This window comes from Massilia sp. UBA6681, assembly GCF_002454935.1.
In the GTDB taxonomy this organism is placed as follows: Bacteria; Pseudomonadota; Gammaproteobacteria; order Burkholderiales; family Burkholderiaceae_D; genus Telluria; species Telluria varians.
This window is the reverse complement of the sequence record NZ_DKJX01000105.1, coordinates 1-23805: the sequence shown is the minus strand read 5'-3', so window position 1 is coordinate 23805 and position 23805 is coordinate 1. Positions and strand designations below refer to the sequence as shown.

The following is a 23805-nucleotide window of genomic DNA, read 5'->3' as shown; positions in this document are numbered from 1 at the left end:
TGTTGTTATTGCTTGCGATGAATATTTTATGCCAGAACCTGTAGGAATTGACCTACGAAATGAACGCGCGGCATGCAAAGTGTCGCCCTTTCGCCTTGATGAAATGGCATCGCGTGTAAGATGGCCAGAAAAAACGACGAGGAAGCCCATGGAACACCCCCCCAGCTTGCGCCGCCGCGTCTACCTGATGCGTCACGGCAGCGTTACCTATTTCGACGAGACCGGCAAACCCTTCCTTCCCGAGACCGTGGCGCTGAACCCGGCCGGCCAGGCCCAGGCCGATGCCGCCGGCCTGGCCTTCCGCGAGGCCGGCGTGCGCTTCGACCGCGTCATCACCTCAGGCCTGCCGCGCACCAATGAGACGGCGCAGCGGGTGCTGGCGGCGAGCGGGCAGGAGATCGCGCTGGACGTGTGGCCGGAACTGCACGAGATCCGCGGCGGTCGCCTGTCCGCCATCCCGACGCAGGAACTGCGGCGCGCGTTTACCGGCGCCTTCGAGGGCGTGGTCGATCAAGAGCAGCGCTTCCTCGGCGGCGAATCGGTCGGCCAGATGATGGACCGGGTCCATCCGGCGATCGCTCGCCTGCGCGCGCAGGACGACTGGGACACCGTGCTGCTGGTGCTGCACGGGGGCGTCAATTGCGCCATCCTGTCGCTGGCCCTGACCGGGCAGCGCCTGTTCCTGGGCGGCCTGTCGCAGGCTGCCGGCTGCATCAATGCGCTCGACGTCGGCGAGGACGCTGCCGACTGGGTGGTCCGCTTCGTGAACTACGTTCCCCCCGGCCCGCTGCAGCCGGAAGCGCGTGCGACCACCATGGAACAGCTATTCGAGCAGTACCGCAAAGGCCGCTGAAGCTTTTTACCCGCAAAAAAAAGCACGCCCGTGCGCATTCATGCCGAACTCGGGCTAGAATGCAGAACAAAACACAGTCATGGAGACGCGATGTACGAGGAAATGATGGGCACCAAGCCCGTGTCCGAACGCCAGCGCTTCGACGTCGAGGCCCTCGGCGCCTGGCTCGAGGCGCATGTCGACGGCTATCCCGGCGGCAGCCTGGCGGTCGAACAGTTCAAGGGCGGCCAGTCCAACCCCACCTTCCGGCTCGAAGCTGGCGGCCAGCGCTACGTGCTGCGCACCAAGCCCGGCCCGGCCGCCAAGCTGCTGCCCTCGGCCCATGCGATCGACCGCGAGTTCCGCGTGATGCGCGCCCTGCACGGCGCCGGCTTCCCGGTCCCGCGCCAGTACGCGCTGTGCCTGGACGAAGCCATCATCGGGCGCGCCTTCTATGTGATGGAATGCGTCGAGGGGCGCGTGTTGTGGGACCAGTCGCTGCCCGGCATGTCGCCAGCAGAACGGGCCGCCATCTACGACGAGCAGAACCGCGTGATCGCCCAATTGCACACGGTTGACTACGCGAGCATCGGCCTGGGCGACTACGGCAAGCCGGGCAATTATTTCGCACGCCAGATCGAGCGCTGGACAAAACAGTACCAGGCCTCGGTCACGGAGCCGATCGAGGCCATGGAGCGCCTGATCGAATGGCTGCCGCAGCACATCCCGCCGGGTGACGACACCAGCATCGTGCACGGCGACTACCGCCTCGACAACATGATCTTCCACCCGACCGAACCGCGCATCCTCGCGGTGCTCGACTGGGAGCTGTCCACCCTAGGCCATCCGCTGGCCGATTTTTCCTACCACTGCATGAGTTGGCACATTCCGCCGGGGCGCTTCCGCGGCATCGCGGGCCTGGACCTGGAAGCGCTCGGCATTCCCTCGCTGGAGGCCTACGTGGCGCGCTACTGCGAACGCACCGGCAAGACCCTGCGCGCCGAGGACTTCGATTTCTACCTGGCCTACAACATGTTCCGCCTGGCCGGCATCATGCAGGGCATCATGAAGCGCTACGTGGACGGCACCGCGTCCAGTGCGCAGGCCCTCGAGAACGGCAAGGCGGCGCGGCCGATGGCCGAGATGGCGTGGCAGTTCGCGAGCCGCAGCCGCTGATCCAACGAGACAAGGACAAGCCATGGACTTCGCCTATTCCGAGCGCTGCAGGGAACTGCAGGCGCGCCTGCTCGCCTTCATGGACGAGCACATCTATCCCAATGAACGCGCGTTCAACGAAGAGATCGCGGCCAATGCCCGCGATCGGGGCACACGCTGGCTGCCCCTCGACCTGATCGAGCGCCTCAAGCCGCTGGCACGCGAGGCCGGGCTGTGGAATCTGTTCCTGCCGCGGTCGACGCGTGCGCCCGGGGGCCTGTCGAACCTCGATTACGCGCCGCTGTGCGAGATCATGGGCCGCGTGCCCTGGGCCCCGGAAGTATTCAACTGCTCGGCGCCCGACACCGGCAACATGGAAACGCTGGAGCGCTACGCGCCTGAAGACATCAAGCGCCGGTGGCTGGAACCGCTGCTGCGCGGCGAGATCCGCTCGGCCTTCGCCATGACCGAACCGGGCGTGGCCTCGTCGGACGCGACCAACATCGCCACCCGGATCGAACGCAGCGGCGACGACTACCTGATCAACGGCCACAAGTGGTGGATCTCGGGCGCCGGCGACCCGCGCTGCAAGGTCTTCATCGTGATGGGCAAGACCGATCCGAGCGCACCCCGCCACCAGCAGCAGTCGATGATCGTGGTCCCGGCCGACACGCCGGGCATCACCATCCTGCGCCCGCTGCCGGTGTTCGGCTACGACGACGCGCCGCACGGTCACTGCGAGATCCTGTTCGAGAACGTGCGCGTCCCGGGCACGAACATGCTGCTGGGCGAAGGTCGCGGCTTCGAGATCGCCCAGGGCCGCCTGGGACCGGGCCGCATCCACCACTGCATGCGCGCCATCGGCGTGGCCGAACGCGCGCTGGAGCTGATGTGCAGGCGCCTGGAAACCCGCGTGGCCTTCGGGCGCAAGCTCTCCGACCAGGGTGTCTGGCGCGAGCGCATCGCGGAAAGCCGCATCCGGATCGACACCGCGCGCCTCTTGACGCTGAAGGCGGCCTACATGATGGATACGGTCGGCAACAAGGTGGCCCAGGCGGAGATCGCGATGATCAAGGTGCTGGCGCCGACCGTGGCCCAGGATGTGCTGGACTGGGCGATCCAGGCCCATGGCGCGGCCGGCGTGTCGGACGAGTTCCCGCTGGCCTACCAGTGGGCGGCGAACCGGACCTTACGCCTGGCCGACGGGCCGGACGAGGTGCACCGCAATGCGGTGGCCAAGCTGGAGCTGGCGAAGTACACGGCGCGATGATGCCAGGATGGCCGGCCATGCCGGCCATTTCGTGCAAGCTCAGGCGTAGGCGCGAATCAGGAACTCGGCGACGCAGACCGGCTTGGCGCCCTGCCCGTCGGGTTCGACCGCCACGTTCCACGTCAGCTGCACCCCGCCCTCGATCGGATCGCAGGCCGCCAGCAGCCACCTGCCCCGCACCCGGCTCCCGCTCGGGAGCGGCGCCGGAAAGCGCACCCGGTTCAGCCCGTAGTTGAGCCCCATGCGCATGCCCTCGATCGCCAGCGCGCTTTCCAGCATCGCGGGCAGCAGCGACAGCGTCAGGAAGCCGTGCGCCACCGGTGCGCCGAAGGGCGACTCGCGGGCGCAACGCTCGCGATCGACGTGGATCCATTGGCGGTCTTCGGTGGCCTCGGCAAAGGCCTTGATGCGCTCCTGGCCGACCTCGAACCAGTGCGAGACGGCGACCTCGCTCCCCACCAGCTGCGGCAGCTGCGCGAACGCAATCGTCCTAGGCATCGTCCCCTCCCCGGGGACGGCGCGCGAACATGCCCATGCCTTCGATGGTGCAGATCTCCTCGCCGTGCTGGTTGGTGGCGGTCCACTTCGACCAGACCACGCCGCGGTCCGGCTTCGAGTTCGACGCCTTGACCTGGGTGGTGAGGTAGCGCACCCTGATCGTGTCGCCCGCGCGCAGGGGACGCAGCCAGCGCACCCCGTCCAGGCCCGGCGAGCCCATGCTCGAGCTTGACGCCATCAGGCCGTCGACGACCATCCGCATCATCAGGCTGCAGGTGTGCCAGCCGCTGGCGATCACGCCGCCGTAGATCGACGCTTGGGCCGCGTCGCGGTCGACATGGAAGGGCTGCGGATCGAACTGCCGGGCAAAGGCGACGATCTCTTCCTCGCTGACGCTGCGCTCGCCGAGATCGATCTCCTGGCCGGGATGAAAATCTTCGAAATACCATTGACGCGCCATGTGTCCTCCTTACGCGGCTTGCTGGAAGCCCGGCTGCGCCATGAAGCGCGCCAGGTGGTGGTCGCGGTCGCCCAGGGTCAGCTCGATCATCGACAGGCGCTTGAAGTAGTGCGCGGCCGCCAGTTCGTCGGTCACGCCCATGCCGCCATGCAGCTGCACCGCCTGCTGTCCGATGAAGCGGGCCGCCTGGCCGACGCGGTACTTGGCCGCCGACACCACGCGGCGGCGCTCGCCGGCGTCGAGGCCGTCCAGGGTCACGACCGCCAGCAGCGCCATCGAGCGCGCCTGCTCCAGGTGGATGACCATGTCCGCCATGCGATGCTGCAGCGCCTGGAACTTGCCGATCGGGACGCCGAACTGCTGGCGCGTCTTGAGGTAGTCCAGCGTGGCCTCGAATAGCGCTTCCATCGCGCCCAGCGCCTCGGCGCACAGCAGGCCGGCGCCGTAGTCCGCAGCCGCTTCCAGGATGTCCCAGCCGGCCCCTGGCGTGCCGATCACGGCGTCCGGCCCCAGCTGCACGCGGTCCAGGCGCAGGTTTGCCGCGCGCTGGCCGTCGAGCGTGCGGTAGCCGGTCAGCTGCACGCCAGGCGCATCTGCCGGCAGCGCGAACAGGGTGATGCCTGCCTCGTCGCGCTGGCTGCCGGCGCTACGTGCCGAGACCACCAGCACGCCGGCCTCGAGGCCATGCACGACCGCCGTCTTCTCGCCATCCAGGCGCCAGCCGCCGTCGATGCCGTGCGCGCGGGTCGCGATGTCGCACAGCTCGTGGCGCGCCTGCCGCTCGCCCAGCGCGCAGGCCAGCTTCAGGCTGCCCTGCGCCACCTGTTCCAGGAGCGGGCCGTGCGCCCCGCCCAGCTTGAGGAACTGGCTGCCCAGCACGGTGGCGAAATACGGCTCCACCAGCAGGCCGCGGCCCAGCTCGCGCATGACCACGAACAGGTCGACCGCGGTGCCGTCGAATCCGCCCTGGGCTTCCGGCACCGGCAGCGCCGTCATGCCCAGCTCGGCCAGCGTGGCCCAGGCCGCATCGGATGTCCCCTGGCTGGAGGCGACGATGGCGCGGCGCTGCTCGAAACCGTAGTCGCGGCCTATCCAGCGCTTGAGCGCGTCGGCGAACTGGAGCTGCTCTTCCTTGAAGTCGAAATGCATGGTGCTTCTCCTTACAGCCCCAGGATCATCTGGGAGATGATGTTACGCTGGATTTCGTTCGAGCCGCCATAGATGGAGGTCTTGCGGTAATTGAAGTAGTAGGACGCGAGCGGGGCGGCATCGTCGTCGCCCGCGACACTGTGCTCGTGTTCGCCCTCCAGGTAGGCGGGGTCGAAGGGCAAGGCCAGCGGGCCGGCCGCTTCCAGCATCAGCTCGGTGAGGGCCTGCTGGATGTCGGTGCCGCGCACCTTGAGCACCGAGGCCTCGGGTCCCGGGGCCTTGCTGGACTTGGCCAGCACCCGCAGCACGGTCATTTCCAGCGCCATCAGCTCGATCTCCAGGTCCGCGACCTTGGCGCCGAACAGCGGGTCTTCGAGCAGCGGGCGGCCATTCTTCTGCTCGCGGCGCGCCAGGCGCTTGAGGAAGGCCAGTTCGCGCTTGCTGCGGCCGACCGCCGCGATGCCGGTGCGTTCGTGGCCCAGCAGGTACTTGGCGTAGGTCCAGCCGCGGTTTTCCTGGCCGACCAGGTTGGCCGCCGGCACCCGGACGTTGTCGAAGAAGACTTCGTTCACCTCGTGGTCTTCGTCGAGCATGATGATCGGGCGTACCGTAACGCCGGGCGCATGCATGTCGATCAGCAGGAAGGAAATGCCCTCCTGCTTGCGCACGGCTGGGTCGGTGCGGACCAGGCAGAAGATCATGTCGGCGTGCTGGGCCAGCGTGGTCCAGGTCTTCTGGCCATTGACGATGTAGTGCTCGCCCTGCGCATCCACGCCGCGCACGGCCGTGGTCTTGAGCGAGGCCAGGTCGGAACCGGCGCCCGGCTCCGAATAGCCCTGGCACCACCAGTCCTCGCAGGACAGGATGCGAGGGAGGAAATAATCCTTTTGCTCCTGGGAGCCGAAGGCCATGATGACGGGAGCGACCATGTCGATCCCGAAGGGCATCACGCGCGGGGTGCCGGCACGGGCGCACTCTTCCTCGAAGAGATGGCGCTGCACGGGTGTCCAGCCGGGGCCGCCGAACTCGACGGGCCAGCCCGGCGCCACCCAGCCCTGCTCGGCAAGGATCCGGTGCCAGCGGACGAAGTCGTCCTTGCTCAGCCGCAGGTGCTTGAGCACCTTGGCTTGCAGGTCTTTCGGCAAGTGGGAATCGAGGAAGGCGCGGACCTGGTCGCGAAAGGCCAGGTCCTCGTCCGTGTAGTGCAGGTCCATGTCGTCTCCTTGTTATCGCCGCCTTAAAAAGCACGGTCGTTCACAAGGATTGTACCCGACAGTTTTGCTGACTAGTTAGAAATTTGGAAGCATGCAGGACGGACTGCCGCCCTGCATGCGACAGGGTCAGCGGCTGCGGCGGCGGGTGATCGCGCCCGCGCCCATCATGCCCAGCAGCATCAGGGCGATGCTCGAAGGCTCCGGAACTTCGGCCGCCTGGCCTTCCTGGTTGGCGACGTTGCCCAGGCCATTACCCTGGCCGTTGCCGATGCCATTGCCGTTGCCGTTCAGGGCGCCGTTGCCGATGCCGTTGCCGTTGCCGTTGCCGTTGCCGTTGCCGTTGCCGTTGCCGTTGCCGTTGCCGTTGCCGTTGCCGTTGCCGATACCATTCCCGTTGCCATTGCCCGGGAGCTGGCCGGAAGTGCTGTCGTTCATGCCGTTGCCCTGGCCGGCAGGCGGGATGGTGCTCGTGAGACCGCCACCCGTGGCGGGGCCCGGAGCGCTGTTGCCGCCGCCCGAGCTCTGGGTGCCGCCGCCCGTGCTCTGGTTGCCGCCGCCGGTCAAGCCCGGCGCCTTGCTCACGCCATCCGAAATGATGGCGCCATAAGCGTCACCGACCACCGACTTGCCGGTACCCGCGGTGGCGGCCAGGATGCCGTGGCCCGAGGCCAGCAGGTAGTTTGCCTCGATACCGCGCTGGAAGAACAGCTTGGTCTGGCCTTCGACCTGCTGCACGCTGCCGGCGACTTTACCGTACAGGATGTCGGCGAGGCTGGCGTTCGCGGTATGCGACACGCCGGCAACCAGGTTCAGGTTGCCTTGCAGGACACCAGAACCGAGCACGTCGGTACCGTTACCGGTAGTCCAACCGCTGACGACGTTCGACGGCTGCGCAGCCGCGGTGGTGATGGTACCGGCCTGGGCAGTAGCTGCGCCGGCGAGAAGACTGGCGATGACAAGGCGGCGAATTAACATAGCGATAACTCCTGAGTTGATGTGCAATTGTTGTTTTTACAACCGTAGAGTTATCCTACCACAGCTAAAAAAAACTCAGCTTTAAGCCCAGCTCAACAGTGCGCGGGGTATGAATCTGAGAAAAACACTCGAAATTCAGTAGGATTGATCCTACTTGGAGGGTTGGCGGGGGGATGGGTTGGAGCAGTTAACTGTAGGCTTTTGTGCTTTTAAGGCAACTTTGCATCCTAAAGGAAATTGCATGCGAAGCAATTGACGAGGATTTAGCAAAACAAAAGAAAATGGCCAGGCCCTGCAAGCAGGACCGGGCCATGTCACCGGTTCAGGCGGCGCTGTACCGCTCAGTTGCCGTTGCGCGAGACCATGTAAGGCATGGCGCGCGAGGCCAGGCGGGTATCGGTACGCAGCATCCCGACTTCGTCGGCCAGGATGTTGGCGGCTTCCTGCAGCAGGATGTCCTTGGCGTCCTTGGCTGCCTTTTCCGCAGCCAGCTCCGCCTGCAGGTCGCGCTCGTCGTACTGCAGGCCATCGTCCTGGCGCGGCGTGCCGCGCACGGCGGTCACCGCCTTGGCCGGCTTGGTCGGGTTCGGCACCTTGCCGCGCGCTTCCTTGCCGGCCGGGCCTGCCGCCGGCTCGTCGCTGCTGGTGCCGCTCGCGCCGGCCAGGCGTGCTTCGCGCAGCTTGGCGCGGGCATCCTGGGCGTCGCGTTCCTTGCGCCGCACCGTCTCGTTCAGCGAGATCGAGTTCTCCTTGCGGATCTTGAGCACCTCGGCGATGTCTTCCTGCAGGAACTGGAACTCCTTGTCCTTCGCGATACGGGCTTCATGGCGCTTCTGCAGCGGACCGATCAGCTCCTTGAGGTCGCCCGCGGCCGTGTAGCTGGCCGGCTTGATGGCCACCCAGGGCAGCGCGTTGGCATACGAGGACTCGCCGAAGCTTTCCGGGTCGGTCAGCACTGGCAGCTTGATGTCCGGCGTCACGCCGCGCAGCTGGGTGGTGCCGCCGTTGATGCGGAAGAACTGCGCAATGGTCATCTTCAGCTCGCCGTAGCGCACCTTCTCGGCCGGCGAGAAACGGTCCAGGTCGATCAGGGTCTGCACCGTGCCCTTGCCGAAGCTCGGTTCGCCGATCACCAGGCCGCGACCGTAGTCCTGCACTGCGGCGGCGAAGATTTCCGATGCCGAGGCCGAGCCGCGGTTGATCAGGACGCCCATCGGGCCGTCCCAGGCCAGGCCCGGCTGCAGGTCGGACTCGACCTCGACGCGGCCCTGCGCATCGCGCTGCTGGACCACCGGGCCCTTGTCGATGAACAGGCCGGTCAGTTCGATCGCCTCGGTCAGCGAGCCGCCGCCGTTGTTGCGCAGGTCGATCAGGACGTTGTCGACCTTCTCCTTCTTGAGTTCGCCCAGGATGCGGGCCACGTCGCGGGTGGCGCTGCGGTAATCCTTGTCGCCGCGGCGGCGCGCCTCGAAGTCGAGGTAGAAGGTCGGCAGCGAGATCACGCCGATGCGGCGCTTGATGGCGCCTTCCTTGACCTCGATGATCGATTTCTTGGCGGCCTGCTCTTCCATGCTGATCTTCTTGCGCACCATCGACACGCTCACGTGCTTGGCGTCGGGACCGGCGTCGCCGGGCAGGACGTCGAGGCGGACCGTGGTGCCCTTCTCGCCGCGCACCAGCTGCACGACGTCGTCGATGCGCCAGCCGAGCACGTCGGTGAAGGGCTTGTCGCCCTGGGCCACCCCGACGATGCGGTCGCCGACCTTCAGCTTGCCCGACAGCGCGGCCGGGCTGCCCGGCACGATCTCGCGGATGATGGTGTATTCGTCGCGCGTCTGCAGCACGGCGCCGATGCCTTCCAGCGACAGGCGCATCGCGATGTCGAAATTGTCGGCCGAGCGCGGGCCCAGGTAATTGGTGTGCGGCTCGATCGCGGTGGCATACGCGTTCATGAACATCTGGAACACGTCCTCGTTGTTCAACTTGCGCATGCGGGTCATGTAGTTCTCGTAGCGCTTGTCGAGCGTCTCGCGGATGGCTTTTTCGTCCTTGCCGGCGAGCTTCAGGCGCAGCCAGTCGTTCTTGACGCGCTTGCGCCACAGCTCGCGGACTTCGTCTTCGCTCTTGGCCCAGGGCGACTTCTCGCGGTCGAGTTCGATCGATTCGTCGAGGGTGAAGTCGGGGCGGGTCTTGAGCAGCTGGCGCGCGTAGTTCATGCGCTCGTTATAGCGCTGCTGGAACAGGTTGAAGACGGCAAAGGGACCGGTCAGGTCCTCGTTGTTGATGGCGTCGTCCATCTTGGTCCGCAGCGAAGCGAACCGGTCGAGGTCGGCCTGGACGAAGTACAGCTTCTCGCTGTCGAGCCCTTCGAAGTAGTTGTCGAAGATCTTGACCGACATCGCATCGTCGAGCGGCACCGCCTTGTAGTGGTAGCGGCCGAGCACCCGCGATGCCCACAGCGCCGCCTGGGTTTGCTCGGCGAGCGGCTTCATCTGCAGCGTGGCAGCGGCCGACCCGGCACCGGCGCCTGCAGCCTTGGCCGGCACGGCGGCAACGGCCTTTTCCTTTTCGGGCTGGGCCGTCACCACATGGGCGGACATCGCAAAGGCCATCGCGGCCATGAACAGGTGGTGCTTCTTCATTCGTCGTCTCTCCGAAACGGTATTTCATGCCTCGGCGCGACCGGCGGCGGGCCGGTCAATACGCCCTTTGCGGGCCATTCTACAGGAAGCCGGGGGAAGGCAGAGCCAGCGTAAGCGCATTTACGCCCCTTAATTAAGGCTGGCGTAAGCCAGGCATTCATCCTTTGACAAGCTGGAGCAGTTCGTCACGGAAAACCGCGGCGAATCCGGCAAGCAGCAGGACCGGGATCCAGGGCCAGGAACGCGCCGCCAGGCGCCAATCCACTGGAGAAGGCCAGAAGGACAGGAATTGCGGCGCCAGGAGAAACGCCAGCGCGAGGTCGACCGGCTCGAACACCAGGCCGTGCCGGGTACGCCACCAGGCCACGGCGAAGGGCAGCACCAGCACCAGCAGTGGCGCCAGCGCGCTCGGCGCCGCGTTGTACCAGCGCAGGTTGGCGAAGGTGACGGAACCGAGTTCCCAGTTGTGGCCTTTGCCCGGTCCGCCGCCGCGGGGCTTCTTGATGCGTTTGGGAATCACACTCAAGCCGATCGGCTCGGCATTGGTGAGCAGCCCGACCGAGAAGTGCGCCAGCTCGTGGCACAGGGTGCCGGCGGCCGTGAACACGAAGAAGAAGGGATGCGCGCCCGAACCGATCCACAGCAGCAGCGCCAGCGCGGCCGAAGGTAGCAGGTAGAGCAGCAGGTCGAGCGAACCCGCCAGGTTCATGTCAGTGCGAGCCGGAGTAGAAGCAGCGGCCGCAGGCCTGGCGATAGCTTTCGTTGCCGCCGATTGAAACCTGCTCGCCCTCGCGGATGCGGTGGCCTTCGGCATCGACGCGGATGTTCATGGTCGCCTTCTTGCCGCAGGTGCAGATGTTCTTGATTTCCTCGATGTCGTCGGCCAGCGCCAGCAGGTAGGCCGAGCCCGGGAACGGTTCGCCGCGGAAGTCGCTGCGCAGGCCGTAGCAGATCACCGGGATGCCGCGCACCTGGGCAACCTGGTGCAGCTGCTGCACCTGCGCCGTGCTGAGGAACTGGGCTTCATCGACCAGGATGCAGGCGACGGGCGGCGCGCTGGCCAGGAAATCGGTATCGCTGTCGAACAGGTCGACCTGGCGCTGCGGGCCGAGGCGCGAGGTGATCAGGCCGACGCCGTAGCGGTTGTCGATGGCCGCCGTGTAGAGCTTGACCTGCTGGCCCTGCTCTTCGTAATTGTGGGCGACCTGCAGCAGGGCGGTCGATTTGCCGGCGTTCATCGCCGAGTACCTGAAATAGAGTTTTGCCACGGCCCTGCCCTGAAACGAATCGATACGAATATACGAATAATTACCGGATTATAACAAGCAGGACTGTCCCGACACCAGCCTCCGGGCCCGTTCAGCCGGCATGCAGCGTGGCCGGATTGCCGGCCACGCGCCCGCCCGCCGGCACGTCGCGGGTCACCACGCTGCCGGCACCGATCACGGCGTCGTCGCCGATCGTGACGCCCGGCAGGATGATGGCGCCGCCGCCAATCCAGACGTTGCTGCCGATCGTGACCGGCCGGCCGGATTCCAGGCCGCTGCGGCGCTGCTGCGGGTCGAGCGGATGCTCGGCGGTGTAGATCTGGACCGCCGGGCCGATGCGGGTGTCGTCGCCGATGCCGACGCGGGCGACGTCGAGGATGATGCAGTTGAAATTGATGAAGACCCGGTTGCCGATGCGGATGTTCCAGCCATAGTCGCAATGGAAGGGAGGACGCACGATGCTGCCCTCGCCCACCGCGGCGAGGCGCTCGGCCAGCAGGCTGCGCCAGCTAGGCGCCGGCTGGCCCAGCGCCGCATTGTAGCGCGCCAGCCAGGCGCTAGTGAGGGCCTGTTCCGCCACCAGTTCGGGATCGCTGGCGTGGTAGGGCTGGCCCTCCAGCATCTTGTGGCGTTCGCTCATCTTCATGCGCTTCTCCTGCGGATTACTGGCCCGGGTGGTACTTGCGCTCCAGGTGCTTTTCGATGTCTTCCTTGTAGAACAGCACGTCCTTGAACTCGCCGCGGCTGTACATCTCGGCCTGGTCGGCGAAGTGCTTCGAGGCCGGGTTGTTGCTGTTGCCGCCTGCAAGGATACTCTTGGCGCGCACGCGCGGGCCGAATTCCACCACCGCGACGAAGCTGTTGCCGCGGTCGCCGTAGATGCGCCTGGTCTTCTGCTTGGCCACCATGCCGAACGAGGCCAGCGAACCCCAGTTGGCCGAGGCGAAGCCGACCGGCCAGCTCGGCTTGCTGTCGTCGTACTGCTGATCGATGTCGCCGCTGATGCGCTGGAAACGGTTGATCTCGCCCCAGGGGGTCTGCCAGGTGCCGAAGTCGGCAGTGAGCTTGTCGGAGGCCCGCTGCAGCGAGGCCAGGCGCTCGTCCGCGTTCAGTTTGTGCGTGATGAAGTCGACCGTCGGCGTGCCCTCGGCGCGGGCGCGCGGCGCGTGCTGGGCCACCATGTCCTGGCCCCAGTAGATCGCCAGCGAGGTCGGCTTCGAATCGACGCCGAAACGCAGGTCCCAGCCGCGCAGGCTGGCCACCTGGGCCGAAAGAAGCGCCTTGCGCGGGTCGTTCGCTGCCAGGGCGTCGTAATCCTTCAGCAGCTGCGGCACCAGCGGTTCGAAGGCGGTCAGGTGGCTGTCGTAGGCGGCGGCGATCAGGCTGTCGAGGGTGAAGTCCTTGGCGTCCTTGAGCACGCGCTCGGCATGGCGGCCGCGCGCGTTTTCCGGCAGCGACCACATGTAGTCGGGCCAGTCCTGGCGCTTCGGGCTGCTCGCGCCGGAAGCGCTGAACGGCCAGTTGTTGGTGTTCGAGATGTAGCCGCTGGCCGGGTTGAACAGGGTAATGGTTTCCTTGATGGCGTGCAGGCCCTGCCATTCGGTGGCGGGAGTGCTGCCGTCCACCGGGCGGCTCCAGTCGAAGCGCGGGTCGCGTTTCGGGATGAAGTTGCCGTGGAAGTAGGCGATGTTCCCCTTCGCATCCGCGTACACGGTGTTGTTCGAGGAATTGGTGCGCAGCTCCATCGCCTTGTAGAAGGCATCGTAGTCGCGCGCCTTGGTGCGCGTGTACGACTGGGTAAGGGCCTTGAGCGGCTCATCCATCATCCTGACGGCCACCCACTTGCCGCCCTCCTCGCGCACGATCGGGCCGTGGTGGGTGAACCAGGCGGTCACGTTCTTGCTGGCCATGGCGCCGGATGGGGTCCTGTAGGGCAGCGTGATCTGCCTTGCCTGTACCGGGCGCTGTTCACTTCCATACTGATAGAAGTATCTGCCGCCCTTCTCGACCACGGTCTCCAGGTATTCGTCGATGACGTCGCCGCCGCCCGAGGTGTGCATCCAGCCGGCCTTGTCGTTGAAGCCCTGGTAGATGAAGAACTGGCCCCAGGTCACGGCGCCGTAGGCATTCAGGCCCTCTTCGCTGACCATGTGCACTTCGGGGCGGAAGTAGAAGGAGGTGTGCGGGTTGATCAGGAGCAGCGCATTGCCCGTCTTTGACAGCTTGGGGGCGATGGCAAAGCCGTTGGAGCCGCGCGGTTCGGCGTCGAAGGCATTCTCCAGCGCCGCCACTTTTTGCGCCACATTGCGCTTGCCGTAGAAGCGCTCCAGGTCCTTCAGGTCGATCGATTCGATGTCGCCGCCGATGCTGCCTTCGCTGAAGCTCAGCGCCATCCAGGGCTCGAAGCGGGTGATCAGCTTCGGCTTCACTTCCGGGTGCGTGTGCAGGTAGTAGTTCAGGCCGTCGGCGAATGCATTCATCAGCTCCTTCAGCCAGGCCGGGCTGGCCGCGTACTTGGCCTGCATGTCGCTCGGCTGGATATACATTTTCATGCGCAGGTCGCGCCAGACTTCCTTCTCGCCCTCGACCTCGGCCAGGCGGCCCATCGCATTGATGTAGTTGAGTTCGACGCGGTTGAAATCGTCCTCGGCCTGGGCGTACAGCAGGCCGAACACCGCGTCGGCGTCGCTTTTGCCGAACACGTGGGGGATGCCCCACTTGTCGCGCATGATGGTCACCCGCGCCGCCGTCTTTTTCCAGCGCGCCAGCTCGGCGCTGCTTGCGGCCTGTTTCACGGCCGGTGCGGCCGCCGGCGCGGCGAACGCCGGAACGGCCGCGCCGAGGGCACAGGCCAGGATCGTCGGCAGCATGGTGCGGGTGGTGGTCATGCGTGGTCTCCTTGTTATGGTTTTATTGTGTGGCGCCGGCGTGGATCAGGCGCTGCTTAAGCACTTCGTTCTCGGTCAGCAAGGTCGCCACGCGATCCTTCAGCGAAGCGATCTCGGCGCGTGCGGCGGCCAATTCGTCGGCCGGGTCGCTCGGCACGGTCTCCTTCTTCGGGCGCGTCGCCATCTTCTGCTCGCGCACCTGGCGCGCGGCCTGCTGCAGCTCCTTGCGTCCGCCCGCGACGGCCGCCTTCTGCGCCTCCTCCGGCAGCTGCGCCACGTTGGCGGCGGCGTTGATCGAGATGGTGCCGGTGCGCACGGCTTCGCGCAGTTCGGGCGTCGCGGCTTTCTGGATGCGCTCGATCTGGCTGATGGTATTGGCCGACACGCGCGCGGCCTTGGCCACTTCCTCGCGGGTGTTCCAGGGCGGCGGCGGACGCGAATCCATGTCGTCGGCTTCGGGCTTGGGCGGCTCTTTCGCCATCTCTTCCGCCATGCGGGAGGTGACGATCTCTTTCTTCTTGAGCGCCAGCACGCCGCGCTGGAAGTCCGACACGCTGCGGCGCGCCAGGTGGTTGTCGATCATCCACAGCATCACGTCGTCGATCGACGCGAAGTTGTTGTTGTGGACGGTACGGAAAGGGATGCCGTGCTTCTGGCAGATCTCGTAGCGGTTGTGGCCGTCGATCAGGGTGTCGCGCCACAGTACCAGCGCATCGCGGCAACCCTCGGCCAGCAGGCTGCGCTCGAGCGCGGCATATTCGATGTCGGTCAGCGGGTCGACGAAGGCACGCAGTTCGTCATTGATAATGATGTTCAATTCTTGTCCTCTTGCAGCGGCGGCAACGGGTAAAACCGCCGTCCGGCATGCTACACCATCCCGGCGGGACGACCAATGGATGAGTAAGCGGAATCGGTCCGCAGCCTTCTAGCTAAGTTCCCGAAGTATCCACCTTGCATGACATGGCTCAGCTATTACGCTGCGCTGGCGCACTGCCTTGTTATCAAAAAGGTATGTACTGATTATTAAGCTTGCCTAATTAGTCATTGCCGGTTAGCAGCAAGTTTCCGATCGAGCCGTCATTGCGAGGAGTTGGATATGCGAAATCGTTGCGTGCCCCTGTATCGCCGCCTGGCCAGGATTGCCACCGCCTGCCTGTTTGTCGCCCCCGCCCTGGTCGCTTGCGCGACGGGCAGCCCGCCTTCCCGCGCGCCGCAGGAGATCGCGGGCGCGGCTGTCCCTTCCGCGGAAGAGCGGATCGAACGGCTCGACAAGAACGCCATGCAGGCTGCCGTGGCCGACGGCCTCAGCACCGGCCTCGCACTGTCGTCCGGCGCGCTGGAAATGAATCCCCTGGTGCCGACCTCGCCGGTGGGGATCATCGTGCTGACCGGCGCCAAGATCGGGCTGGTGAAGTACGCCGACCGCCTGCCGGAAGACGAGAAGCGGATGCTCATCAAGAGTTCGAGTTCGCTGTGGACGGGCGCCGCCGTCAACAACCTGATGGTCTTGCTGTCCGCGCCCTCGCCGGTCGCGATCGCCGCCGGGCTGGTGGCCGGGGTGCTGTGGTGGCAGCACAGTGCGCGTGTGTATGAACGGGCGGATCGGGAGATTGCGGCGCGCCGCGAAACGCCTGCGCCGCAAGCGTCGCCGCGCCAGGTGGCGGCGGTGTCGGTCGCGCCCTAGTTCACGCATGAACGAAGGGAGCTGGTGCGGGCAGCCGGAATCGAACCGGCACGCCTTACGGCGGCAGATTTTAAGTCTGATGCGTCTACCAATTTCGCCATGCCCGCGCCGGCGGGGATTGTACTACGTGCCGCAGCGACAGTGTTAGTAGTTGAGCTACCCGGTGCGGACACGTCCCGGTCGGCGAACCAAAAAAATGCCGCTGTCCGTCAAGGACAGCGGCAAAGAACTCAGTCAACACTGAGCTGGAGACACGCGGAGAGGTGGAACTATCCACCAGAGAACGTAACCAACATAAGCCCGCTATTCGGACCTACAAGCGCCGGTTTTTCCCGCGTGTTTGTCAGCGTGTTCGCACAAAGCTGCAGCAAAGCATCAATAGATGGACTCGTAGGCTACCGCCAGGCAGACCAGTCCGACGAAGAACAGCAGGCCGTAGACGAAGATGCGCATCGAGGTCGCCAGCTCGGCGACGGCGCGGTCGGCCTTGCTGTTCAGTTTTCCTTTGCGCCGCGCCCCGTTGAGCAGCAGCGAAACGAAGACGAACAGGCTCGCGAGGATCAGGACGATTTTCATGCGGGCCTAGGTGCGGGCAACGACCAGCGCCAGCGCCACCAGCGCCAGGATCGACGACACGCCGGTCGCCACGCTCAGCCACAGCATGCGATTGCGCGCCGCGTCCATCTTGGCGATCAGCTGGGCGTTCTGGTCGGCCATGTTGGCGATGATCTCGGAAGCCTGCAGCATCTGGGTACGCAGCTCGGCCAGGCTCATTTCGTTGCGCTCGACGCGCATGACGAGGGTGCCGAAATAGTCTTCCTGCGGCTCTTCGCCCATCATCGGCTCCGGGGCCATGCCGGCCGCGCCGCCGGACTTGCGCGCCACCGTATCCCACAGTCTGCGCGCACCGGTCGCCACTTGCGGCGCCGCGTTGATCACTTCGCTCCACGGGACGGTCTTCAGGACGCTCCACCAGCCACTTGCCATACAGTTTCTCCTCATGTTCAGTCCAGCCGGGAGCATACCACCCCGCATGGCAAGCACACGAGCTCATCCGATCTCTACCGTGCCGCGCGCGGCGCAGGCCTGCGCTACCATGGAAGCATGTGTGGACGATTTGACCAGAGCCAGACGGCTCGCTACTACGCCGGCGTGTTCGGCTGGACGGACGCGGTCTACGACAGCGAGTCCACCCCTGCCTGGAACGTCTCGCCCGGCAGCTACCGCCCGGTCATGCACTTGCAGGACGGCGAACGCCGCATCGACGACGTGTTCTGGAGCTACCGCGCGCGCTGGGCCGAAGGCAAGCTGCCGATCATGGTCAACGCGCGCATGGACAAGCTCACCAACCGCTACTGGAAGCCGCTGCTCAAGAAGGGCCGGGCGATCGTGCCGGCCGAGGGCTGGTACGAGTGGACTGGCGAAAAGGGCAAGAAGCAGCCCTGGCACATCCACCGCAAGGACCGCGCCCCGCTGTTCCTGCTGGCGCTGGCCAACTTCGGCAGCTTCACGGAGAACCGGGCCGAGGCCGGCTTCGTGCTGGTCACCGATGCCGCCGACGAGGGCATGCTCGACATCCACGACCGCCGCCCGGTGGTGCTGGACGCGGCCGATGCCGAGCTGTGGCTGAACCCGGACCTGTCGCCCGAAGAAGCCCTGGACCTGGCGCGCCGCGCCGCCCTGCCCGCCGACGCCTTCGAATGGTACAAGGTGACCAACGCGGTGAACCGCCCGGGCGCGCAGGACCCGCAGATGGCCCTGCCCCTGGCCGAGTAATTTTTTACCATACGGTAAAAAAACCGCAGGCTCGCAGCGGCAGGCCCTCTATCTCGAAGAACTATCCTCAACGAACTCAACCACTTGCATGAGCTAGATCGAACTTGTACACGCAACCAAAGCTCGGTTCGGAAGGTCTTAAAGACTGGATACCAACTCTGAGGACGTGTTAAATGGGCGAGTACATGCAAGTGCGGGCCATGCTGCAAGAAGGCGAGGCCTATGCGGGACTAATCCTGGGCAAGGAAGAAGATCCTGATTACCACCTGGTGCTGTTGCCGGGCGAGGCGGTCGACGTCAGCTGGCCGAGCGCCGTCGACTGGGCGCGCGGACAGGGCGGCGTGCTGCCGACGCGACGCGAACTGGCGCTGCTGTTCGCCAACCAGCGCGAAGCCTTCGAGCGCAACTGGTACTGGTCGAGCGAACCGCACGAAACGCGCACCCAGCTGGTCTGGGGGCAAAACTTTGCCAGCGGCATCCAGACCATCTACGGCCGCCCCTACCGCGGCCACGCGCGCGCGATCAGGCGCATTGCCGTGCCCTGAACGCCGGCACGGCGGCCGGACCACAGCCTGGCAGGCGCCCCGTTGCGAACGGGGCGGCGCCTGCCATCAACGTTCGGGAACGTTCGCGCGGCCGATCGGCTGTTCGATATTGGCCAGGAACCAGCTGGTGGCCGCCATCACCGCCACGTGGCGGCGCAGGTGGTCGGGGTCGACCTTGTCCAGCGTATCGGCCGGGGTGTGGTGGTAGTCGAAATAGCTGGACGTGTCGATCAGCGGCGCGAAGCTCGGCACGCCGGTACGTTCCAGGAAGGACAGGTCGCCCGTCAAGAGCGCGTCTTCGCGGCGGAAGATGCCTGCGCCGATCGGCTGCAGCGCCGCCTGCAGCGGCGCGAACAGCTTGCTCGAGCTCGCCGGCACGCTGGCGCGCAGGCCGAAGGGGCGGCCGGCGCCATTGTCGCTCTCGATCGCGCCGATGTGCTTCTCGGTGTTGGCCTGCTCGGCGGCCGTGTAGGCGCGCGCACCGCGCATCCCGTTCTCCTCGTTCATCCAGGCGATCACGCGGATGGTCCTGCGTGGGCGGAAGTCGAGCTTCTTCAGGGTGTCGAGCACAGCCATCGCACTGGCGACGCCGGCCGCATCGTCATGCGCGCCCGGAGAGAGGTCCCAGGAATCCAGGTGGCCCGACACGATCACGATCTCGTCCGGCTTTTCAAGACCCGGCAAGTCGGCGATCACATTGAAACTGTCGGCGTCCGGCAGGGTCCTGGGCGTGAGCACCAGCTTCATGCTGAGCGGGCCGCGCTTGGCCAGGCGCCCCATCAGCATGGCGTCCTCGGCCGTCACGGCCGCGGCCGGAATGCGTGCATTGTCCTGCAGCGCGGTCGAGCCGGTATGCGGCAGGCGGTAATTGGCGCCGCCCACCGAGCGCACCAGCGCCGCCACCGCGCCCAGCTCGGCCGCCATCGGCGGGCCGCTGCGCCGAAAAGCCGATGCCTGGCCATAGGCCTGGCCGGCCAGGCCGCGGTCGGCCTGATGCTGGTCGAAGCTGGCGTCGAACAGCACGATCTTGCCCTTCACTTCGGCGCTGCGCGCTTTCAGCTCGTCGAAGCTCTTCACCACCATCACGGGCGCGATCAAGCCGCTGGCCGGGGTCGCGCCGGAGCCGCCCAGTGCGGTCAGCACCACGCGTTGGGTGATGCCCTGCGGGCGGCCGGCGTACTCGACGATCTCCCCGGTTTCCACGCCGCGCACCCAGTGCGGCACCTTGACCGGCTGCAGGGTCACCCTGGCGCCGAGCTTGCGCATCGCTTCCGCCACCTGGGTCACGGCCGCCGCCGCTCCGGGCGAGCCGGACAGGCGCGGGCCGATCAGGTCGGTCATGTCCGCCATGCGTTCCCAGGCGTAATCGCTCTGCATCGCCGTATCGCGGATCTTCGCGAGCGCGGCAGGATCATTGCCGGGGCCGGCGGCCAGGGCTGCCGGGCTCAGCAGAGCGGCGGCAAGCATAGCCACATGCGCGATCAGGGCAGGGAAACTGCGGATGCTGCGGTTCATGCGTCGAATCCTTCTTCAGTTCAAGAGAATTCAACGATAGCGCATCCGGATAGTTTTTGGTAAGAAATGTTGACGTCTTTACACCGCCGGGACCAGGCGCACCAGCGTGATTTCCGAGGGGGCGCCGAAGCGCTTCGGCGGTCCCCAGTAACCGGTGCCGCGGCTGATGTACACCCACATGTCGCGCACCCGGTGCAGCCCGGCAACAAAGGGTTGTTGCAGCGGCACGAACAGGTTCCACGGGAAGAACTGGCCGCCGTGGGTATGCCCGGACAGCTGCAGGTGAAAGCCCGCCTCGGCCGCGACTAGCGCGCTGCGCGGCTGGTGCGCCAGCAGGATGCGCACGTCGGCCTGCTCGCGGGCGCTGCCTGCGGCCGCGCGCGGGTCGCTCTTGTGCCCCGGGTTGAAATGGTGGGCCGTGTAGTCGGCCACGCCGGCGATCATGAGGGTGGCGTCGTCGCGGCGCCGGATCACGTGCTGGTTCAGCAGCACGGTCACGCCCAGCCGGCGCACCTCGGCGATCCACTCCTCCGCCCCGGAATAGTATTCGTGGTTGCCGGTCACGAAAAACACCCCGTCGGGCGCCGCCAGGCGCGCCAGCGGCTGGGTATGCAGGCCCAGGCGGTGCACGCTGCCGTCCACCAGGTCGCCCGTGATGGCGATCGCGTCGGCGCCCAGCTTGTTGACCCGGTTGACGATCGCATTCAGGTAAGCTCGCTTGATGGTCGGGCCGACGTGGATGTCCGAGACCTGGGCGATGGCATAGCCGTGCAGGCTCGGCGGCAGGTTGGCGATCGGCACCTCGACCCGCTTCACCCGGGCCAGGCGGCGCGCATTGACGAAGCCGAGCGCGGTCACGGCCAGCGCCACCAGCGGCACCGCGGCGGCGCTGGCGCGCACGAGTTCCGGATCGAGCTCGCCGAACAGGCGCAGCGCCAGCAGCACCAGGTCGCGCGCCAGGGTCGTCACCAGCAGCGAGGAAAAGAAGCCCATCGACATCAGGCCCAGCCAGGCAACGAGCTCCGACCAGCGGCGCCGGCGCAGCGAGGCCGACATCAGCCCGACCGGCACCAGCACGGTCAACACGACCAGCAGCAGCACGCCCGCCACATTGAACGGCAGCCCCAGCGCCAGGTCCGGCAACAGGCGCATGCCGATGTATACCTGCAGCAAGACCAGCAGGGACAGGATGGTGGCGAAAGATCGATTCACAGGGGACCCGGGGCGGTAAACGGTAACAAATGTTAGATGGGGCGGGCCCGTCCCTCTGCAAGTGCCGTTCCGGATGTTACTGCTGGATCAGCGTTTGTAATAATCTGTATTAACGGATGGCAGCATGAGTCCGCAGGTCTATAGTTCGTTCCATGCCTGGCGTTGTTCGATCATCCTGATCACCGCAGGGGCAAAAGGAAAAACCATGTTGAAATCTAAAATTGTTGGTGCGGTGGTCCTGGCCGCGGTTGCCGTCTCCCCAGCGGCAATGGCGGACGACCGTGGTGTGAATACTGCTATCGGCGCCGTGGTCGGCGCGGCAATCGGCCACAGTGCCGGCGGCGGCAGCGGCGCCCTGGTGGGCGGCGTGCTCGGCGCGGCGGTGGGCAACTCGATCTCGACCCACGACGATCGCCGTTATCGCGACAACCGTTACTATGACAACCGCGGTTATGGTTATGGTTACGTCCAGCCGCGCCCGGTGTACGTGCAACCGCGTCCGGTGTACGTGCAGCCCCGTCCGGTCTACGTGCAGCCGCGCCCGGTGTATGTCCAGCCGCGCCCGGTCTACGTCGAACGCCGTGACTACGATCGTCGTGACCGCCGCGACTGGGATCGCCATGACCGCCGAGACTGGGACCGCGGTGACCGCTGGGATCGTCGCTAATCAACCCAAACCGCGCGCTGCGCGGTTTTTTTTCGCCCGTCCCTTCCTTTGTTTTCCCACTCCCCCCGCTTGAGCACCGTGAGGGCGCACGGCGCCAGTCGCGAAAGGCGGGGGCATGATCCAGCAAGGCACAATCGTTCAACTGGCGCAGGGCCAGTACCGCCTGGCCGAGGCGCTCGGCGGCTCGGCCTACGGCGTGGTGTGGCGCGCCGATGCGCCGGGCGGCAGCGTCGCCCTCAAGCTGGTCAACAGCGCGCAGATGGCGCGCGCGCCCGTCGAATTGCGCCACCACTGGATCGACGCGGCCCGCACCGAGCAGGCCTTTCTGTCCCGGCTGGCGCCCTGGGATGGACGCCACATCGTGCGCCTGCTCGACAGCGGCAGCCTCGAGGGCCTGCCTGCGATGGCGCTCGAACTGCTGGACGGCGACCTGGCCACCCACCTCAAGCTGCTGCGTTCCACCGGGCGCATGCCCGGCCCCCGGCAGGCGCTCGACTGGCTCGGCCAGGTCAACCAGGCGCTGGCCAAGGTGCACGCGGCCGGTTTCCGCTACCTCGACCTCAAGCCCGGCAACCTGCTGCTCGAGCGCCGCAGCGGGAACCTGAAGCTGGCCGACTTCGGCACCTGCCGCGCGCTGTGCGCGGCGCCGACCCAGGCCTACCTGGGTACCGCCAGCTGGCAGGCGCCGGAACAGTTCTTCCCGCAAGAGGGTGACGGGTACCTGACCGATCCGCGCAGCGACTATTTCGCGCTCGGCGCCCTGCTCTACTGGCTGGTGTGCGGCCGCATGCTGCGTTACGGCGCCGCCTGCGCCCAGGCCTACGCGGCGCATGGGCGCGACGGCGCCGCCATGCTGCGCCGCACGTACGCGGGCATCCCGCCGACCCTGCTGCCGGACGAGGCGACCGGCTTCGCCCACGCCTTCGGCCCGGCGCGGGCACAGGCCGACGCCCTCCTGCGCGCCCTGCTCGCACCCACCGTTAGCGAGCGCCCCGCTCACGCGCTGGAGATCAGCCGGATGCTGCATGCGGTGCGCAGCGCCATGGCGCAGCCGGCCTTGGCGAGGGCGGCATGAGGCCGCGCCTGGCGCTCGCCGCGCTCGCCCTGGCCGGCGTGTGCGCCCTGCAGCTCTTCGCGATGCTGCTGGCGCCGCCGCGCTACCTGCCGCACACGGTGACGCTACAGCTTGCGCCGGGCGAATCGCTCGCGCTCGGCCGCGCCGAACTGGCCGCGCCGCGCGCCGCGAGCCGGCAGTTCTCGGTGCGGCGCGATGCGGGCGGGCGCTGGTGGCTGCGCAATGACGACCCGGCGCAGGCCGCGGTACTGGTGCGCGGCGCAGAACGCCTGCATAGCGGCAGCCTCCCGCTGGCCGCCGGCCAGCGCCTGCAGGCCGGCGCGGCGCTCTTCGAGATCGTCGCGGCGGACGCAGGCCGCACCGTCCTGCGCGACGGCCGCCACACCTGGGACTACGACGGCGCCCTCCTGCTGCGCGACGGCGAAGTCCAGCCGGCCTGCCCGGACGCCAGCCTGGCGGCGCGCCTGGCCGGACTGTGGAACCGGGTCGCGCCAGGCTTTTTCGCGCTGAGTCGTCCGCTCGCCTTCGGCGGCCATCTGTTTTGCGGCAACCGGCTCGCGGTGCCCGGCCTGGACAGCGGCAGGCTCACGCTGGCGCGCGACGCCGCGCGCAGGCAGGTACTGAACGTGCATGGTGCGCAGCCAATCCTGTTGCACGACGGGGGACACTGGCTCGACGTCGCCCGGCGCGAGCACCTGCTGGACGGCGTGGAGGCGATCGCGGTCGGCCGCACCCGCTTCGCGCTGTCGGCGCGCGGAGACAGCCTGCACCTGGAGCCCGCGCGCGAGGTCGAGCTGTTCGCCGAGCCGAAGACGATCCTGCCGGCCGGCGTCGAGTGGAGCTGGGGCGAGCGCTCGCTGTGGCGCTTCGCGCCGCCGTCCGCGCTGGCGTGGTGCGCCGCGCTCGGCGTATTCCTGCTGGCCGCGGCCGCCGGCCTGCGCAGCGCAAGCCCGGCGCCCACGCCCGCGGGGTGGGCGAAG

At 66.8% G+C, this 23805-nt stretch carries 23 protein-coding genes, 1 tRNA gene and 1 pseudogene; 9 read left to right on the top strand and 16 right to left on the bottom strand.

Annotated features, from left to right (window positions below):
* Nucleotides 1-148 precede the first annotated feature (148 nt).
* From B2R83_RS19960 to B2R83_RS19950, 3 genes are all read left to right on the top strand, one after another.
* Nucleotides 149-853, top strand: coding sequence for a histidine phosphatase family protein (locus B2R83_RS19960; RefSeq protein WP_292044319.1), 705 nt, complete (start codon nt 149-151; stop codon nt 851-853).
* A 90-nt stretch (nt 854-943) separates the two neighbouring features.
* On the top strand, nt 944-2008 hold the full coding sequence (locus tag B2R83_RS19955) for a phosphotransferase (protein WP_292044318.1): 1065 nt from the start codon (nt 944-946) through the stop codon (nt 2006-2008).
* 22 nt (nt 2009-2030) lie between these two features.
* Complete coding sequence (locus B2R83_RS19950) at nt 2031-3257, top strand: acyl-CoA dehydrogenase family protein (protein WP_292044317.1); 1227 nt, start codon at nt 2031-2033, stop codon at nt 3255-3257.
* A 39-nt stretch (nt 3258-3296) separates the two neighbouring features.
* Here B2R83_RS19950 and B2R83_RS19945 read toward each other — a convergent pair whose 3' ends face one another.
* From B2R83_RS19945 to B2R83_RS19895, 11 genes are all read right to left on the bottom strand, one after another.
* A complete protein-coding gene (locus B2R83_RS19945; protein ID WP_292044316.1) occupies nt 3297-3755 on the bottom strand; it encodes a MaoC family dehydratase in 459 nt (152 codons plus the stop codon).
* Nucleotides 3748-4215: a MaoC family dehydratase gene (locus B2R83_RS19940; protein ID WP_292044315.1), complete on the bottom strand. Its 468-nt coding sequence runs from the start codon at nt 4213-4215 to the stop codon at nt 3748-3750. Before B2R83_RS19940 ends, B2R83_RS19945 begins: the two co-directional genes overlap by 8 nt.
* 9 nt (nt 4216-4224) lie before the next feature.
* Complete coding sequence (locus B2R83_RS19935) at nt 4225-5364, bottom strand: acyl-CoA dehydrogenase family protein (protein ID WP_292044314.1); 1140 nt, start codon at nt 5362-5364, stop codon at nt 4225-4227.
* 11 nt (nt 5365-5375) lie between these two features.
* Nucleotides 5376-6578, bottom strand: coding sequence for an acyl-CoA dehydrogenase family protein (locus B2R83_RS19930; RefSeq protein ID WP_292044313.1), 1203 nt, complete (start codon nt 6576-6578; stop codon nt 5376-5378).
* Between the two features lie 126 nt (nt 6579-6704).
* Complete coding sequence (locus B2R83_RS19925) at nt 6705-7553, bottom strand: PEP-CTERM sorting domain-containing protein (protein ID WP_292044312.1); 849 nt, start codon at nt 7551-7553, stop codon at nt 6705-6707.
* Between the two features lie 341 nt (nt 7554-7894).
* The gene (locus B2R83_RS19920) at nt 7895-10195 is read right to left on the bottom strand and encodes a carboxy terminal-processing peptidase (RefSeq protein ID WP_292044311.1); all 2301 of its coding nucleotides are present in this window, start codon (nt 10193-10195) and stop codon (nt 7895-7897) included.
* Nucleotides 10196-10352: 157 nt separating this feature from the next.
* A complete protein-coding gene (locus B2R83_RS19915) occupies nt 10353-10904 on the bottom strand; it encodes a hypothetical protein (RefSeq protein ID WP_292044310.1) in 552 nt (183 codons plus the stop codon).
* Nucleotide 10905: 1 nt separating this feature from the next.
* The gene (locus B2R83_RS19910) at nt 10906-11433 is read right to left on the bottom strand and encodes a thymidine kinase (protein ID WP_414674451.1); all 528 of its coding nucleotides are present in this window, start codon (nt 11431-11433) and stop codon (nt 10906-10908) included.
* A gap of 121 nt (nt 11434-11554) precedes the next feature.
* Complete coding sequence (locus B2R83_RS19905; RefSeq protein WP_292044308.1) at nt 11555-12109, bottom strand: sugar O-acetyltransferase; 555 nt, start codon at nt 12107-12109, stop codon at nt 11555-11557.
* Between the two features lie 16 nt (nt 12110-12125).
* On the bottom strand, nt 12126-14351 hold the full coding sequence (locus B2R83_RS19900; RefSeq protein ID WP_292044307.1) for a penicillin acylase family protein: 2226 nt from the start codon (nt 14349-14351) through the stop codon (nt 12126-12128).
* A 22-nt stretch (nt 14352-14373) separates the two neighbouring features.
* The gene (locus tag B2R83_RS19895; protein ID WP_036214905.1) at nt 14374-15168 is read right to left on the bottom strand and encodes a hypothetical protein; all 795 of its coding nucleotides are present in this window, start codon (nt 15166-15168) and stop codon (nt 14374-14376) included.
* Nucleotides 15169-15447: 279 nt separating this feature from the next.
* Between B2R83_RS19895 and B2R83_RS19890 the strand changes: the two genes are divergently transcribed.
* Nucleotides 15448-16035, top strand: a complete 588-nt coding sequence (locus B2R83_RS19890; RefSeq protein WP_292044306.1) for a hypothetical protein — start codon at nt 15448-15450, stop codon at nt 16033-16035.
* Nucleotides 16036-16057: 22 nt separating this feature from the next.
* Here B2R83_RS19890 and B2R83_RS19885 read toward each other — a convergent pair.
* The 3 genes from B2R83_RS19885 to B2R83_RS19875 form a co-directional block, all read right to left on the bottom strand.
* Nucleotides 16058-16142: transfer RNA gene (locus B2R83_RS19885), tRNA-Leu, on the bottom strand.
* 268 nt (nt 16143-16410) lie between these two features.
* Nucleotides 16411-16611 (bottom strand): hypothetical protein, encoded by a 201-nt coding sequence (locus tag B2R83_RS19880; protein WP_027867456.1) that lies wholly within the window; start codon nt 16609-16611, stop codon nt 16411-16413.
* A 6-nt stretch (nt 16612-16617) separates the two neighbouring features.
* Nucleotides 16618-17022 carry a hypothetical protein gene (locus B2R83_RS19875; RefSeq protein WP_292044305.1) on the bottom strand — a complete coding sequence of 135 codons (405 nt, stop codon included), beginning with the start codon at nt 17020-17022 and terminating at the stop codon, nt 16618-16620.
* Between the two features lie 117 nt (nt 17023-17139).
* On the opposite strand from B2R83_RS19875, the gene B2R83_RS19870 reads away from it, so the two are divergent.
* Together B2R83_RS19870 and B2R83_RS19865 are read left to right on the top strand one after the other, a co-directional pair.
* Entirely contained in the window at nt 17140-17811 is a 672-nt protein-coding gene (locus B2R83_RS19870) for an SOS response-associated peptidase (protein ID WP_292044304.1), read from the top strand.
* A 173-nt stretch (nt 17812-17984) separates the two neighbouring features.
* The gene (locus B2R83_RS19865) at nt 17985-18356 is read left to right on the top strand and encodes a DUF1566 domain-containing protein (RefSeq protein ID WP_036214920.1); all 372 of its coding nucleotides are present in this window, start codon (nt 17985-17987) and stop codon (nt 18354-18356) included.
* A 66-nt stretch (nt 18357-18422) separates the two neighbouring features.
* On the opposite strand, the gene B2R83_RS19860 is transcribed toward B2R83_RS19865, so the two are convergent.
* Nucleotides 18423-19871: a M20/M25/M40 family metallo-hydrolase gene (locus B2R83_RS19860; RefSeq protein ID WP_292044303.1), complete on the bottom strand. Its 1449-nt coding sequence runs from the start codon at nt 19869-19871 to the stop codon at nt 18423-18425.
* 78 nt (nt 19872-19949) lie between these two features.
* Complete coding sequence (locus B2R83_RS19855; RefSeq protein WP_292044334.1) at nt 19950-21023, bottom strand: metallophosphoesterase; 1074 nt, start codon at nt 21021-21023, stop codon at nt 19950-19952.
* Nucleotides 21024-21288: 265 nt separating this feature from the next.
* Between B2R83_RS19855 and B2R83_RS19850 the strand changes: the two genes are divergently transcribed.
* The 3 genes and pseudogenes from B2R83_RS19850 to B2R83_RS19840 form a co-directional block, all read left to right on the top strand.
* Nucleotides 21289-21750 (top strand): glycine zipper domain-containing protein, encoded by a 462-nt coding sequence (locus tag B2R83_RS19850; RefSeq protein WP_036214925.1) that lies wholly within the window; start codon nt 21289-21291, stop codon nt 21748-21750.
* A 115-nt stretch (nt 21751-21865) separates the two neighbouring features.
* The gene (locus tag B2R83_RS19845) at nt 21866-22825 is read left to right on the top strand and encodes a protein kinase domain-containing protein (RefSeq protein WP_292044302.1); all 960 of its coding nucleotides are present in this window, start codon (nt 21866-21868) and stop codon (nt 22823-22825) included.
* Nucleotides 22822-23805 (top strand): annotated as a pseudogene (locus B2R83_RS19840) (hypothetical protein); the annotation flags it as partial. The gene B2R83_RS19845 and the pseudogene B2R83_RS19840, both read left to right, overlap by 4 nt.

Excerpts from the sequence above, each read along its gene's own strand:
- B2R83_RS19860 (WP_292044303.1), bottom strand. The coding sequence starts at position 19,871 with ATGAACCGCAGCATCCGCAGTTTCCCTGCCCTGATCGCGCATGTGGCT.
- B2R83_RS19855 (WP_292044334.1), bottom strand. The coding sequence starts at position 21,023 with ATGCGCCTGTTGCCGGACCTGGCGCTGGGGCTGCCGTTCAATGTGGCG.
- B2R83_RS19880 (WP_027867456.1), bottom strand. The coding sequence starts at position 16,611 with ATGAAAATCGTCCTGATCCTCGCGAGCCTGTTCGTCTTCGTTTCGCTG.
- B2R83_RS19850 (WP_036214925.1), top strand. The coding sequence starts at position 21,289 with ATGTTGAAATCTAAAATTGTTGGTGCGGTGGTCCTGGCCGCGGTTGCC.
- B2R83_RS19955 (WP_292044318.1), top strand. The coding sequence starts at position 944 with ATGTACGAGGAAATGATGGGCACCAAGCCCGTGTCCGAACGCCAGCGC.
- B2R83_RS19925 (WP_292044312.1), bottom strand. The coding sequence starts at position 7,553 with ATGTTAATTCGCCGCCTTGTCATCGCCAGTCTTCTCGCCGGCGCAGCT.
- B2R83_RS19865 (WP_036214920.1), top strand. The coding sequence starts at position 17,985 with ATGGGCGAGTACATGCAAGTGCGGGCCATGCTGCAAGAAGGCGAGGCC.
- B2R83_RS19910 (WP_414674451.1), bottom strand. The coding sequence starts at position 11,433 with ATGAACGCCGGCAAATCGACCGCCCTGCTGCAGGTCGCCCACAATTAC.
- B2R83_RS19950 (WP_292044317.1), top strand. The coding sequence starts at position 2,031 with ATGGACTTCGCCTATTCCGAGCGCTGCAGGGAACTGCAGGCGCGCCTG.
- B2R83_RS19940 (WP_292044315.1), bottom strand. The coding sequence starts at position 4,215 with ATGGCGCGTCAATGGTATTTCGAAGATTTTCATCCCGGCCAGGAGATC.
- B2R83_RS19960 (WP_292044319.1), top strand. The coding sequence starts at position 149 with ATGGAACACCCCCCCAGCTTGCGCCGCCGCGTCTACCTGATGCGTCAC.
- B2R83_RS19845 (WP_292044302.1), top strand. The coding sequence starts at position 21,866 with ATGATCCAGCAAGGCACAATCGTTCAACTGGCGCAGGGCCAGTACCGC.
- B2R83_RS19945 (WP_292044316.1), bottom strand. The coding sequence starts at position 3,755 with ATGCCTAGGACGATTGCGTTCGCGCAGCTGCCGCAGCTGGTGGGGAGC.
- B2R83_RS19890 (WP_292044306.1), top strand. The coding sequence starts at position 15,448 with ATGCGAAATCGTTGCGTGCCCCTGTATCGCCGCCTGGCCAGGATTGCC.
- B2R83_RS19930 (WP_292044313.1), bottom strand. The coding sequence starts at position 6,578 with ATGGACCTGCACTACACGGACGAGGACCTGGCCTTTCGCGACCAGGTC.
- B2R83_RS19900 (WP_292044307.1), bottom strand. The coding sequence starts at position 14,351 with ATGACCACCACCCGCACCATGCTGCCGACGATCCTGGCCTGTGCCCTC.
- B2R83_RS19920 (WP_292044311.1), bottom strand. The coding sequence starts at position 10,195 with ATGAAGAAGCACCACCTGTTCATGGCCGCGATGGCCTTTGCGATGTCC.
- B2R83_RS19935 (WP_292044314.1), bottom strand. The coding sequence starts at position 5,364 with ATGCATTTCGACTTCAAGGAAGAGCAGCTCCAGTTCGCCGACGCGCTC.
- B2R83_RS19875 (WP_292044305.1), bottom strand. The coding sequence starts at position 17,022 with ATGGCAAGTGGCTGGTGGAGCGTCCTGAAGACCGTCCCGTGGAGCGAA.
- B2R83_RS19905 (WP_292044308.1), bottom strand. The coding sequence starts at position 12,109 with ATGAAGATGAGCGAACGCCACAAGATGCTGGAGGGCCAGCCCTACCAC.
- B2R83_RS19870 (WP_292044304.1), top strand. The coding sequence starts at position 17,140 with ATGTGTGGACGATTTGACCAGAGCCAGACGGCTCGCTACTACGCCGGC.
- B2R83_RS19915 (WP_292044310.1), bottom strand. The coding sequence starts at position 10,904 with ATGAACCTGGCGGGTTCGCTCGACCTGCTGCTCTACCTGCTACCTTCG.